Annotated in this window: 9 protein-coding genes; 6 read left to right on the top strand and 3 right to left on the bottom strand. The window is 70.5% G+C overall.

Going from position 1 to position 13,072, the window contains the following annotated elements:
* Window positions 1-167: 167 nt before the first annotated feature.
* From ACWDX9_RS03625 to ACWDX9_RS03615, 3 genes are all read left to right on the top strand, one after another.
* Window positions 168-1,442 carry a beta-ketoacyl-[acyl-carrier-protein] synthase family protein gene (locus ACWDX9_RS03625; RefSeq protein WP_449948574.1) on the top strand — a complete coding sequence of 425 codons (1,275 nt, stop codon included), beginning with the start codon at window positions 168-170 and terminating at the stop codon, window positions 1,440-1,442.
* Window positions 1,439-2,221 carry an SDR family NAD(P)-dependent oxidoreductase gene (locus ACWDX9_RS03620; protein WP_355205390.1) on the top strand — a complete coding sequence of 261 codons (783 nt, stop codon included), beginning with the start codon at window positions 1,439-1,441 and terminating at the stop codon, window positions 2,219-2,221. The genes ACWDX9_RS03625 and ACWDX9_RS03620 overlap by 4 nt, the downstream gene beginning before the upstream one ends.
* A gap of 72 nt (window positions 2,222-2,293) precedes the next feature.
* Window positions 2,294-3,265 (top strand): zinc-binding dehydrogenase, encoded by a 972-nt coding sequence (locus ACWDX9_RS03615; RefSeq protein ID WP_449948570.1) that lies wholly within the window; start codon window positions 2,294-2,296, stop codon window positions 3,263-3,265.
* A 43-nt stretch (window positions 3,266-3,308) separates the two neighbouring features.
* Here ACWDX9_RS03615 and ACWDX9_RS03610 read toward each other — a convergent pair whose 3' ends face one another.
* Window positions 3,309-4,085 (bottom strand): class I SAM-dependent methyltransferase, encoded by a 777-nt coding sequence (locus tag ACWDX9_RS03610; RefSeq protein WP_449948567.1) that lies wholly within the window; start codon window positions 4,083-4,085, stop codon window positions 3,309-3,311.
* A 68-nt stretch (window positions 4,086-4,153) separates the two neighbouring features.
* Between ACWDX9_RS03610 and ACWDX9_RS03605 the strand changes: the two genes are divergently transcribed.
* The gene (locus ACWDX9_RS03605) at window positions 4,154-5,092 is read left to right on the top strand and encodes a S66 peptidase family protein (protein WP_449948564.1); all 939 of its coding nucleotides are present in this window, start codon (window positions 4,154-4,156) and stop codon (window positions 5,090-5,092) included.
* Window positions 5,093-5,196: 104 nt separating this feature from the next.
* Window positions 5,197-7,116: an N-acetylmuramoyl-L-alanine amidase gene (locus ACWDX9_RS03600; RefSeq protein ID WP_449948562.1), complete on the top strand. Its 1,920-nt coding sequence runs from the start codon at window positions 5,197-5,199 to the stop codon at window positions 7,114-7,116.
* Here ACWDX9_RS03600 and ACWDX9_RS03595 read toward each other — a convergent pair.
* Window positions 7,079-7,975, bottom strand: coding sequence for a MurR/RpiR family transcriptional regulator (locus ACWDX9_RS03595; RefSeq protein ID WP_350729495.1), 897 nt, complete (start codon window positions 7,973-7,975; stop codon window positions 7,079-7,081). The genes ACWDX9_RS03600 and ACWDX9_RS03595 overlap by 38 nt on opposite strands.
* 53 nt (window positions 7,976-8,028) lie before the next feature.
* On the bottom strand, window positions 8,029-10,611 hold the full coding sequence (glgP, locus tag ACWDX9_RS03590; protein WP_449948560.1) for an alpha-glucan family phosphorylase: 2,583 nt from the start codon (window positions 10,609-10,611) through the stop codon (window positions 8,029-8,031).
* 295 nt (window positions 10,612-10,906) lie between these two features.
* Here glgP and ACWDX9_RS03585 point away from each other — a divergent pair, with 295 nt between their 5' ends.
* A complete protein-coding gene (locus ACWDX9_RS03585) occupies window positions 10,907-13,006 on the top strand; it encodes an alpha-1,4-glucan--maltose-1-phosphate maltosyltransferase (RefSeq protein WP_449948557.1) in 2,100 nt (699 codons plus the stop codon).
* The last annotated feature ends 66 nt before the right edge of the window (window positions 13,007-13,072 follow it).

Raw genomic sequence — 13,072 nt, 5'->3', positions numbered from 1 at the left:
CCGCAGAAGGGCTGGAGGATTCCGGGGACGGTGACCGGCGCTGAGGGCGAGAGGTTCTTGGTGAGGGTGACCAACGTTGAAGGCCGGAGGGGTGGCGGGGTTGAGGCTGGGGTGAACGGTCGCGACACTACGGAGTTGTCGCGCTACTTTTCGTGACAATGCGTGCGATGATCGTTTCCATGTGGGACATGCGATCCAGCGGAGGTTCGGTGCACGCCCGGGTGGCCGTGACCGGCATGGGTGTGCGCACCCCTGCGGGCGCCCATCCCCAGGAGCTGTGGGACACCCTGCTGGCCGGCCGGTCCACGGCGCGTACGATCACCTCGTTCGACGCCGAGGGCCTGCCGGTGGACTTCGCCTGCCAAGTGCCCGACCTCGACCTCGACGGCTATGTGAAGCCCAGGGACGCCCGCCGGATGGACCGCGTCACGCGGCTGGCGTTCTGTGCCGCGACCGATGCCCTCGCCGATGCGGGCCGGACGGCGGCGGCGCCCGAGCGGCGGGCCGTCGTGACCGGGACCGGGTACGGCGGCGTCGCCACCCAGGAGGTCGCCTTCGGCACCCTGGACGAGCGCGGACGCGCCTGGCCGGGTCCGCTGCACATCCCCATGAGCATGCACAACGCCGCCGCCGCCGAGATCAGCATCCGGCACGCGTTCCTCGGCCCGAGCATGTCGGTGGCGACCGCGTGCGCCTCCGGCAGCCACGCCATAGGTGAGGGCATGCGGCTGGTCCGCGACGGGACGGCGGACGTGGTGCTGGCGGGCGGCATGGAGGCGGGGGTGCAGGCCAGCGCGCTGGTCGGGTTCGGGCGGGTGGGGGCGCTGTCGCGTCGCACGTCGGAGCCCGAACGTGCCAGCCGGCCCTTCGACGCGGACCGCGACGGGTTCGTGCTGGGCGAGGGAGCGGCGTTCCTCGTGCTGGAACGGCTGGAGGACGCGCTGTGCAGGGGCGCCCACGTGTACGCCGAGTTGAGCGGGTACGGCCGGACGTCCGACGGCCATCACCTCACGGCCCCCGACCCCGAGGGCGGCGGCGCGTACCGCTGCATGCGTCACGCGCTGGCCGACGCCGGGGTCGCGGCGGCCGATGTCGTCCACGTCAACGCGCACGCCACCTCCACCCGCCTCAACGACGAGATCGAGGCGCGGGCGATCGCGCGGTTGTTCGGCGAGTACGCGGTGCCCGTCACGGGGAGCAAGAGCGTGATCGGCCACGCCCTGGGGGCCTCGGGCGCCATCGAGGCCGTGATCAGCGTGCTGACCCTGAGCGAGCGCACCATCCACCCCACCGCGAACCTCGACCGCCGGGACCCGGCCTGCCCCGTCGACGTCGTGACCGCGCCGCGCCCCGTCGTTCCCGGCCCGGTGCTGTCCAACTCGTTCGCCTTCGGGGGGCACAACGCGACCCTCGTCTTCACCCCGTTCCGGGAGGACCGATGAAACTGGCGGGCACGACCGCCCTGGTCACGGGCGCCAGCGGCGGCATCGGCCAGGCCACGGCCCGCGCGCTCGCGCGGCACGGCGTGCACCTGGTCCTGACCGGCCGCGACGCCGGCGTGCTGGAGACGCTGGCCACGGAGGTGGGCGGGCGAGCCGTCCCCGCCGACCTGACGGGCCGCAAAGCCATCGCGAAGATGATGAAGCAGGCCGGACCGGTCGACATCCTGGTGGCCAACGCCGGGGTCATCGCTCCCGCGCGGATGACCGATCACGATCTCGACGAGATCGACCACTACCTGGAGCTCAACCTGCGCGTGCCGCTCGTGATGGCCCGCCTGGCCGCCGAGCGGATGGTGGCCAACGGGCGCGGCCACCTGGTGTTCATGAGCTCGATTGGCGGGAAGATGGCGCATCCGCATCTGGCCGTCTATAACGCGACCAAGCATGGCCTGCGGGGGTTCGGGCATGCGGCCAGGATGGACCTGGCGCCCTACGGCGTCGGCGTCTCCGTCATCTGCCCGGGACTGGTGCGCGACGCCGGGATGCTCACCCGTACGTCGCTGACCGTGCCTCCATGGATGACGCGCAGCCCGCTGCACGTGGCGCGGGCGGTGTGCCGGGCCATCCTGACCGACGCCGCCGAGATCGACGTCGCGCCGCTGCCCGTCCGCGTCGCGGCCGGGCTGGCGAGCGTGTGGCCCGGGGCCGGGGCGCGGGTGCAGCGCCTCATGGGAGTCGAGGGGTACGCCCGCGCCGCCGCCGGCCGCGGCTTCCTGTGACCGGTTGACATCAAGCAAGGTTGAGGTTGCAGGCTCGGAAGACGAGTTGACCGCTGTCTCCGGGAGTGCGCCATGCATGCCGTCGTCCTGCACACCTTCGGCCCCGCCGAGAACCTCCGCTACGAGAGCGTGCCCGACCCCGAGCCGGGGCCCGGCCAGGTTCGCATCGCCGTCAAGGCGGCCGGGGTGCACCTGATCGAGACGACCATGCGGTCAGGGGCGACCGGCGGCATGACGCCGCCGCTGCCGGAGCTCCCGGCGATCTTCGGCGGCGAGGTGGCCGGACGCGTGGACCAGGTGGGTCCCGGGGTGGATCCGTCCTGGATCGGGCGTGATGTGGCGACCGCGTACGGCCGCCCCGGCGGCTACGCGGAGCTGGCGGTCGCGGACGTGACCTCCGTGCACCCGATCACCTCCGGCTACGAGACGGCCGTGGCCATGGTCGTCACCGGGGTGACGGCGCTGCAGTTCCTGGACGTGGCCAAGCTGACCCCTGACGACGTCGTGCTGGTGACCTCGGCGGCCGGCGGCATCGGGCGCCTGATCGTCCAGTACGCGCGCGGCCTCGGCGCCAGGGTCGTCGGCGCGGCGGGCGGGGCGGCGAAGGCGGCGGCCGTACGCGACCTCGGGGCGGACCTCGCCGTCGACTACGACCAGCCGGGCTGGGAGGAGACCGTCGCCAAGGAGCTGGGCGGCCGCGCGGTCACCGCTCTGCTCGACGGGGTCGGCGGCGACAAGGCGCGGGCCGCGTTCGGGCTGCTGGCCGACGGCGGCCGCTACGTCACCATCGGCAACGCCTCCCGGCAGGAGTTCCAGCCGGACCCCCGGACGGTGGAGGAGCGCGGCCTCACCGTGACCAACGCCCTGATGCTGCTGCTCGGCGAGCCGAACACGCGGCCGGACTACGAGGCCAGGGCACTGGCAGCGCTCGCCGACGGCACGCTGACCCCTGCCGTGCAGACGTTCCCGCTCGCGGAGGCGGCGGCCGCCCACGCCGCGCTCGAAAGCAGGCGTACGACGGGCAAGGTCGTCCTCATCCCTTAGCCGCGAATCCCCAAAGCCGCGAATCTCCTAAGCCGCGAATCTCCTAAGCCGCGACTGCCTTGGCCGCGATGGCGTACTGCGGGTTCTCGGGGCGGTAGGACGAGCCGACGACGGTGAACCCGGCCTCGGCCAGCCGCGCCTCCAGGTCGGCGGGGGTGAACGGCAGGAAGTCGATGGTGTGCCGGTGGTGGCTGAGCGTGCCGTCGGGGTGCTCCTGGACGAACAGGATCTCGGCCAGGCACGGCTCGTCGAAGCTCTCGGGGAAGGTCCAGACGTAGACGCAGGTGGACCGTACGCCGTCCCGCTCGCGCACCCGATCGCCGACCACGATCCGCCGGCGCTCGCGATAGAGCAGCTCCCAGTTGCGGGAGTCGACGATCAGCGTGCCGGTCGGGGACAGCACCTGCCGCATCCCCGACAGCGCCGCCACCATGGCCTCGCGCGACCCCGTGTGGACGAGGGAGTTGCCCAGGCACAGCACCAGCTCGTACGGCCCCGTCACGGCGGCGGGCAGGTCCTCCCACCGGGAGGTGAGCAGCTCCACGCCGGCGGGCACGCGGCGGCGCGCCTCCGCGACCATCTGCGGGCTGCCGTCGGTGGCGGTCACCCGGAACCCGGCGTGCGCCAGCGCCATGGCGTCCGCCCCGATGCCGCAGGCGCAGTCGAGCACGGGCGCGCCCGGCGGCAGGGCGTCGACCACGGCTTGGATGAACTCCCGTCTGGAGACGGACATGCCGCCGATCACGCCCGGGGGATTCACGATCTCGTCGGAGAAGATCCAGTGGTAGTCGACGGCCAGGTCACGGTAGTAGTCCGACACGAAGCGAGCCTCGCACGATCACCGCAGCCGGTCCACCCAATAAAGCCCAGCCAATAAGGTGCCAGGCGATGGACACCTTACGAGCTCCCCGCCTCATGTCCGGCGATCGCGTCCGGGTCGTCTCCCCCGCCTCCCCGCCCAACCCCGACCTGGTCGCCGCCGGAGTCGAGCTCCTCACCTCATGGGGGCTCCGGGTCGAGCTGGCCGAGCACGCCTTCGACCAGTGGGGCTACATGGCGGGCCGCGACGAGGAGCGCGCCGCCGACCTGAACGACGCCTTCCGGGATCCGGGCGTACGGGCCGTGTTCGCGACGAGGGGCGGCAAGGGCGCGTACCGGATCGTGGACGACCTGGACTTCGACGCGCTCGCACGGGACCCCAAGCCCGTGATCGGCTTCAGCGACATCACCCACCTCCACCTGGCCGTCTGGCGGCACTGCCGCCTGGCCGGCCTGCACGGCCCCTTCGTCAACTGGAACGCGTCCGTCACGGGACCGGCGTCGGCCGAGGCGCTGCGCCGCGCGCTGATGACCACCGACCCCGTCACCGTTCACCGCGACCCGTCCGAGGTCACCGCGCAGGTCGGCGCGGCGGGCAGCGCCACGGGCACGCTGATCGGCGGCAACCTGAGCGCGGTCCGCACGCAGGTCGGCGCCGGGCTGCCCAGCCTGGAGGGAGCGATCCTCTTCCTGGAGGACAACCGCGGCACCGGTCTGGGCGAGGTCGACCGCACCCTGACGCAGCTGTCCCGTTCGGGAGCGCTCGACGGCGTACGCGGCATCGCGCTCGGGCAGTTCCTGGGGTACGAGCAGGACGACGGGGACCCGACGCTGGGCGGCTGGGGCGTCGTGGACGTGCTGCGCGACCACCTCGACCGGCTCGGCGTCCCGATCCTCGGCGGCCTGCCGGCCGGGCACGGCGACAACCCGCCGACCATCCCCATCGGCACGGAGGCCACGATCGACACGGCCGCGGGCACCCTGACCGTGCAGGCCGCCGTCAGGTGACCCGTGTTAAGCGATGAAGAATCTCTTCGCAAAGATCTCGCTTACGAAGGAAAATGTTGAGACGCTGATCTGCACCAGGTGCCCCCAGCCCCAAGGAGTGGTTCATGCGCCGCCTATTGGCGATCTCCGCGGTCGCCGCGCTGCCCTTAACTTCTGGCATCGTCCCAGCTCACGCCCAGGATCCCGCTGATCGGCAGCAGGCCTTCACGGCCGCCGCGCAGGAGTTCAAGGTCCCCGAGAGCGTCCTGCTCGGCGTGTCCTACCTGGAGTCGCGGTGGGAGGCCCATGCCGGGCAGCCGTCCAACGACGCCGGGTTCGGGCCCATGCATCTCACCGACGCCGCCGCGTACACCGCCTCCAACCATCACAGCGACGGCGAGGAGGATGCCCGGGGCGACGAGAACCGGCCCCTGCCCGCCCCCGAACCCCAGCAGTCCTCCGTAGCGATCCCCGCCTCCCTCCGCACCATGGAGAAGGCCGCGCAGCTCACCGGCGAGACCCACGAGCGGCTGCGTACGGACGACGCCGCCAACATCCGGGGCGGCGCCGCGCTGCTCGCCGACTACCAGAAGGCGCTCGGCGCGCCGCTGAGCGACAACCCCGGCGAGTGGTACGGCGCCGTCGCCAAGTACTCCGGGGCCCAGGAGGACGGGGCGGCGAAGTTCTTCGCCGACGAGGTGTTCGCGACGATCAAGGACGGCGAAGCGCGCACCACGGACGACGGGCAGCGGGTCGCGCTCCCGGCCGTGCCGGACCTGGAGAAGATCGAGAAGTGGCTGGAGAAGCTCGGTCTGCGCCCGTCCAGGAAGGACGGCGTGGAGTGCCCGATCACCGTCTCCTGCGAGTGGATCCCGGCCGCCTACCAGGAGCTGCCCCCGAACAACTACGGGCACTACGACCTGGCCAACCGGCCGTTCAGCCAGAAGATCGAATACATCATCATCCATGACATGGAGGGATACTTCGACTCCTCCATCCGCCTGAACCAGGACCCGAAGTACGGAGCCAGCTGGCAGTACTCGGTGCGGTCCAGCGACGGCCACATCGCCCAGCACGTCAAGGGCAAGGACGTCGCCTGGCAGGCCGGCAACTGGTACGTCAACGCCAAGTCCATCGGCATCGAGCACGAGGGCTTCCTGGCCGAGGGCAGCACCTGGTACACCGAGGCGATGTACCGCTCGAGCGCCCGGCTGGTCCGCTACCTGGCGTTCAGGTACGGCATCCCGCTCGACCGCGCCCACATCCTGGGCCACGACAACGTCCCCGGCACGCTGCCCACGACCGTGAAGCAGATGCACGAGGACCCGGGCCCGTTCTGGGACTGGGCGCACTACTTCCAGCTGATGGGCGCCCCGTTGCACCGGTTCGGCGGGCCCAACTCCGGCTCGGTCATGATCAAGCCGGACTTCGCCACGAACAAGCCGTACTTCTACGGGTGTGACCGCAAGAACCCGGAGAACGCCTGCCCGCCGCTCCCCGCGAGCACGGTCTGGCTGCGCACCGAGCCGAGGGCGGACGCGCCGCTGATCAAGGACATCGGCAAGCACCCCACGGGCGAGTCCCTCTACAGCGTGTACGACCACAGCGCCCGCGCCACCACCGGCCAGCGCTTCGCCGTGGCCGAGCGCCAGGGCGACTGGACGGCCATCTGGTACCTGGGACAGAAGGCGTGGTTCCTCAACCCGGCGAGCGCGCCGACCGCCGTACCGTCGGCCGGCCTCGTGGTCACCCCGAAGCCTGGCAAGGCCACCGTCCCGGTGTTCGGCAGGGCGTACCCGGAGCAGGAGGCGTACCCGGCGGACATCCCGTACCAGGCGGTGACCCCGCTGCAGTACACGTTCTCGGCAGGCGAGAAGTACACGCTCGCCGGGGCGGCGCCCGCGGAGTACTACCGGGCGGTCACCTTCACCATGGACCAGGACCACAAGGTGGTCCGGGGCAAGACGAAGTACCTGCAGATCCAGTTCGGCCACCGCGTCATGTTCGTCAAGGCTGACGACGTGCAGGTGACGTTCTCCGGGTGAACTCCTTGACGGCGCGCCTGGTGCTCGCGAGCGCCTCCTGAGAGGAGTCGTACGTGCGCTGGGCGACGCCGACGAACACGCAGTCGACGACGAGGAGCTGGCTGATCCGGCTGGCCAGGGCGCCGGGACGGAACTCCGTCTCGCGCCCGGCGGAGATCAGCACGTGTTCGGCCAGCTCCGCGATGGACGAGCGCGGGTTGTTCGTGATCGCGACCGTGGTGGCCCCGGCCTCCTTGGCCCGGGTCAGCGGCTCGATCACGTCGGGCGTCTCCCCCGACGTGCTGATGCCGATCGCGACGTCGCCCTCCCTGAGCAGCACCGCGCTGGTCAGCGCCAGGTGCGCGTCCTGGAAGGCGTGGCTGGACAGCCCGATGCGCAGCAGCTTCTGCGCGACGTCCTCGGCCACCAGCCCGGAGGCGCCCACGCCGTACGCGTCGATCCGCCTAGCACCCACGATGGCGTCCACGACCAGGCCCAGCCGCTCGGAGGTCAGCTGGGCCACGGTGTCGTTGATCGCCTCCGACTCGGCCCGCGCGACCTTCTGGATGACCTCCGACAACGGGTCGTCCGGTGCCAGGTCGCCGGGCACGAGCCGGTCGGGCTGCGCGGCGGCAGCGGCTAAGGCCAGCCGGAGCTGCGGATATCCCGCGAACCCGAGCAGCCTCGCCGTGCGCACGATCGTGGCCTCGCTGGTGCCCGAGGCGGCGGAGAGCTCCGTGATGGTGCTCCTGGCCACCGTCGCGGGGTCCTCCAGGATGAGCCGGGCGACGGTCTGCGCGGCCGGCGTCAGGGACGGCAGCACACCGCGGACCGTGGCCACCAGAGTGTCGGCCCGCATGCCGTTCCCGCTGTCGTCCACGTCCTGATTATGCCGTCCGTTTAACGCGATATGCCGTTCGTGGGTGCCCCTGATTAACGCAATGTGCCATTTGTCATGCCCACGGGCTCCTCCGGCACGGCGATCAGGCCGAGCTCGGCGGGGGTGGCCACGAGCGGGTGGAAGGGAACGACGCGCACGGTGTAGCCGAACGCTCCCGTCCGGTCGAGCGGCACCGTGCCCGTGTAGTGGGCCCGGCCGTCGTCGCCCGCCGACGCGACGGTCAGCTTCGCGTACGTCGGGCGCATCAGCTCGTCGTGCGGCCCGACCTTGCCGTAGGCGGCCTCGACCAGCACGTCGTCAGGCTCCAGGTCGCCGAGCGCGATCGTGGCGTGCAGCTCGATGGAGGCGCCCACCTCCGGCGTGTCCCCCACGCCCGAGGCCTCGACGTGCTCGACGCGCACCCCCGGCCAGGCCCTGGTGACCCGGACCCGCCAGGCCGCGAACGCCTTCGCGGGCGCGTACGAGTCGGCCGACAGCGCGTTGGCCGCGGCGGCGGCCGGGTTGTACAGGTCGACCACGTAGTCCCGCAGCATGCGCCCGGCCAGCACCTTGTGGCCCAGCGAGGTGAGCGTGTGCTTGACCATCTCCAGCCAGCGCCGCGGCAGCCCGTCCACGGGACGGTCGTAGAACCGGTCGGACACCTCGTGCTCGATCAGGTCGTAGAGGGCGGCGGCCTCCAGCTCGTCGCGCCGGTCGGTGTCCGTCACGCCGTCGGCGGTCGGGATCGCCCAGCCGTTGGTGCCGTCGTACCACTCGTCCCACCAGCCGTCGCGGATCGACAGGTTGAGGCCGCCGTTCAGCGCGGACTTCATCCCCGAGGTGCCGGACGCCTCCAGCGGGCGCAGCGGGTTGTTCAGCCAGACGTCGCAGCCCTGGACCATGAGCTGGCCGAGCGTCATGTCGTAGTCGGGCAGGAAGACGATGCGGTGGCGCACGTTGGCCTGATCGGCGAACTTGACGATCTGCTGGATCAGCTTCTTCCCGCCCTCGTCCGCGGGGTGCGCCTTGCCGGCGATCACGATCTGGACCGGCTTGTCCGGGTCGAGCAGCAGCTGGGTGAGCCGCCGGGGATCGCGCAGCATCAGCGTCAGCCGCTTGTACGACGGCACCCGCCGGGCGAAGCCGATGGTCAGCACGTCGGGGTCGAGCGCGTCGTCGATCCACCCGAGCTCGGCGTCCGAGGCGCCGCGCTCGCGCCACGACCTGCGCAGGCGCACCCGGGCGCCCTCGACGAGCCGCTGCCGCAGCGTGCCCCTGATCTGCCAGAGGTCGGCGTCGGAGATCTTCTGGATGCCCTCCCAGCCGCGGGCCCGCTCCAGCAGCGAGGGCAGCTCGCGCTCGGCCAGCTCCATGAACTCCCTGCCGACCCAGGTGGGCGCGTGCACGCCGTTGGTGATCGACCCGATCGGCACCTCGGCCACGTCAAATCCGGGCCAGAGATCCTTGAACATCTCACGGCTGACCTGGCCGTGCAGCACGGAGACGCCGTTGACCCGCTGGGCCAGCCGCATGCCCATGACGGCCATGTTGAACCGGGTGGGATCGGCCTCGGCGCCCAGCGCCAGGATCCGCTCGACGGGCACGGTCGGCCAGGCGTTCGCACCGCCGAAGTGGCGCTCGATCATGTCCACGGGGAACCTGTCGATGCCCGCGGGGACGGGCGTGTGCGTGGTGAACACCGTGCCCGCCCGCACCGCCTCCAGCGCCTCGTCGAACGAGAGCCGCGCCTCGGTGAGCTCGCGGATGCGCTCCAGGCCGAGGAAGCCGGCGTGCCCCTCGTTCGTGTGGAACACCTCGGGATCGGCATGCCCGGTGATCTTGCAGTACGCCCTGATGGCGCGTACGCCGCCCACGCCCAGCAGCAGCTCCTGCATGAGCCGGTGGTCGGTGCCCCCGCCGTAGAGGCGGTCGGTGATGTCGCGGGCGGCCGTGTCGTTCTCGGCCACGTCGGAGTCGAGCAGCAGCAGCGGCACCCGTCCGACCTGCGCCACCCACACCTGCGCGTGCAGCTCGCGCTCGCCCGGCAGGGCCAGGCGGATCTTGACCGTCTCGCCGGCGGCGTCCTTCAGCAGGCTGAGCGGCAGGCCGCCCGCGTCGAGCGACGGGTAGTGCTCCAGCTGCCAGCCCTCCGGCGACAGCGACTGCGTGAAGTAGCCGTGGCGGTAGAGCAGGCCGACCGCGAGGATCGGCACGCCCAGGTCGCTGGCGGCTTTGAGGTGGTCTCCGGCCAGGATGCCGAGGCCGCCCGAATACTGCGGGAGGGCGGCGGCGATGCCGTATTCAGGGGAGAAGTACGCGATGGCCCGCGCCCCGTCGGGAAGCGTCTGGTACCAGCGCGGGGAGGTCATGTATTCGCGTAGGTCGTCGGCCGCGTCGGCGAGGCGGCGCAGGAAGCGGCGATCTGCGGCCAGCTCGCTGAGCCGGGCGGGGGTGACGGCGCCGAGCAGGGCCACGGGGTCGTGCCCGACCTGCTCCCAGAGCGCGGCGTCCACCTCCGCGAAGAGGTCCAGCGTCTCCGGGTGCCAGGACCAGCGGAGATTATGGACGAGCTCGCCGAGGGCGGCCAGCTCCGCGGGCAGGACGGTGCGGACGGTAAACCGGCGGATTGCTCTCACGTTTCTGCACCCTACGGGCTAGGAGGGACCTCTCAGTCCTTCACCCCCATGAAGGCCGTTCAAACCACTTCCGGGAACAAGCATGAAGACGGACGATTGGGGCAACTTTCCTGAATGTTGGCACTCCCGCGGACACACTCGGGAGGTCTATCCGCTGCTGTCCACAATTTACATGCAAGGATCGTTCCGACCACGGTGGTTCGCTCTTCCAGCGGTCCACCGCCGGGACGCGGAGTCTGCACCCACGGAAAGCCTCCGGCGGCACCGAGCGCGCCGTCGCCAACCCTTGAATGCGATGATCGGACGAATTCCCATCACGGACATCTCCCCCGTCGTCGACTGCGGGCAGTGGCCCGCCAAGGCGGTCGCCGGCGAGACCTTCGAGGTCTCGGCGACCGTGTTCAGAGAGGGCCACGATGCCGTGGCCGCGGGCGTGGTGCTCACCTCGCCCGATGGGCAGCGTGCCCGTCTGAGACGGATGCGCGAGCTCGCCCCCGGCACCGACCGCTGGGGCGTGGAGGTCTCCCTTCCCGCCGAGGGTGACTGGCTGTTCCGGGTAGAGGCCTGGAGCGACCCGATCAGCACATGGCTGCACGACGCCGAGATCAAGATCCCCCGCGGCATGGACGTCGATCTGATGTGCGAGGAGGGCGCCCGGCTGTTCGAGCGGGCGGCGAAGGCCGTGCGCACGGCCGACTGCCCCAACGGCAAGCCCAAGAACGGCTCGAACGGCTCCAACGGCGGCTCGAACGGCGGCTCCAAGAGGAACGGCAACGGCGACAGCGCCTGCGGGCACCGTGCCGCCCTGCTGTCGGTCTCCGCCACGCTGCGCGACGAGGACCTGGACCCCAGGGCCCGGCTGTCGATCGCGCAACTGCCGGAGACGGCCGCGCTGCTGGAGTCGCACCCGTTCCGGGAGCTGGTGACCAGGTCCAAGTCGAACAAGATCAGGGTGGACCGGCGCCGGGCGCTCTACGGCTCCTGGTACGAGTTCTTCCCCAGGTCGGAAGGCGCGGTCGTCGACGAGCTCGGCATCTCCAAGTCCGGAAATTTCCAGACTGCTGCCAAGCGCCTCCCCGCCATCGCCAAGATGGGCTTCGACGTCGTCTACCTGCCGCCGGTCCACCCCATCGGCGCGACGTTCCGCAAGGGCCGCAACAACACGCTCAGCCCCGAGCCCGACGAGCCCGGCTCCCCCTGGGCCATCGGCTCCGAGGACGGCGGCCACGACGCCATCCATCCCGACCTGGGCACGTTCGAGGACTTCGACGTGTTCGTCGGCCGGGCCAAGGAGCTGGGCATGGAGATCGCGCTCGACCTCGCGCTCCAGTGCTCGCCCGACCACCCGTGGGTGAAGGAGCACCCCGAGTGGTTCACGATCAGGGCCGACGGCTCCATCGCCTACGCCGAGAACCCGCCGAAGAAGTATCAGGACATCTACCCGATCAACTTCGACAAGGACCCCGAGGGCATCTACGCCGAGGTCAAGCGGGTGCTGATGCGCTGGATGGCCCACGGCGTGCGGATCTTCCGGGTGGACAACCCGCACACGAAGCCGGTCGGGTTCTGGGAGCGGCTGCTGGCCGACGTGCACACCACCGACCCCGACGTGATCTTCCTGTCGGAGGCGTTCACCAGGCCCCCGATGCTGCGCATGCTGGGCAAGGTCGGGTTCCACCAGTCCTACACGTACTTCACCTGGCGCAACACCAAGCCCGAGGTGGAGTCGTACCTCATGGAGCTCTCCCACGAGACTTCCACCTACGTGCGCCCCAACCTCTTCGTGAACACGCCGGACATCCTGCACGAATACCTGCAGCACGGCGGCATCCCCGCCTTCAAGATCAGGGCGGTGCTGGCCGCGCTCGGCTCGCCGAGTTGGGGGGTTTACTCCGGATATGAGCTTATAGAGAACATTCCGGTACGCCCCGGCAGCGAGGAATACCTCGATAGCGAGAAATATCAGTACAAACCTCGCGATTGGGTTGCCGCCGAACGTGAGGGGTGGAGCCTGGCGCCCTTCATCACCCACCTGAATTTGTTCCGAAGAGCGCATCCCGCACTGCAGGAATTGCGTAATCTACGGATCCACAGGGTCGACCAGCCGGACATCGTCTGCTTCTCGAAGCGGCTTCCCGGCGCCTATGATCCGGCCACGCGTAGGCACGGGCCGGGCGACGTGGTGCTGGCGGTCGTCAACCTGGATCCGCACCATACCCACGAGGCGACCGTAGAACTTGACCTTCCTGCCATCGGACTCGACTGGAACGCCGAGTTCGTCGTGGACGACGAACTCTCGGGCGAGTCGTACCGCTGGCGGCAGAGCAACTACGTGCGCCTCGATCCCCACATCCAGCCTGCCCATATTCTCACTGTCCGAGCCGCTCCACGGTAAGAACTGAATTCAGCGGGGAGTCTTCAACGTGTGTGAAAGCGCCTCCGTCATGAGCCACTCCCGGAG

Source organism: Nonomuraea sp. NPDC003201 (genome assembly GCF_053590415.1).
This window is presented reverse-complemented; position numbering and strand designations above follow the sequence as displayed.

Excerpts from the sequence above, each read along its gene's own strand:
- ACWDX9_RS03620 (WP_355205390.1), top strand. The coding sequence starts at position 1,439 with ATGAAACTGGCGGGCACGACCGCCCTGGTCACGGGCGCCAGCGGCGGC.
- ACWDX9_RS03585 (WP_449948557.1), top strand. The coding sequence starts at position 10,907 with ATGATCGGACGAATTCCCATCACGGACATCTCCCCCGTCGTCGACTGC.
- ACWDX9_RS03600 (WP_449948562.1), top strand. The coding sequence starts at position 5,197 with ATGCGCCGCCTATTGGCGATCTCCGCGGTCGCCGCGCTGCCCTTAACT.
- ACWDX9_RS03625 (WP_449948574.1), top strand. The coding sequence starts at position 168 with ATGATCGTTTCCATGTGGGACATGCGATCCAGCGGAGGTTCGGTGCAC.
- ACWDX9_RS03615 (WP_449948570.1), top strand. The coding sequence starts at position 2,294 with ATGCATGCCGTCGTCCTGCACACCTTCGGCCCCGCCGAGAACCTCCGC.
- ACWDX9_RS03605 (WP_449948564.1), top strand. The coding sequence starts at position 4,154 with ATGGACACCTTACGAGCTCCCCGCCTCATGTCCGGCGATCGCGTCCGG.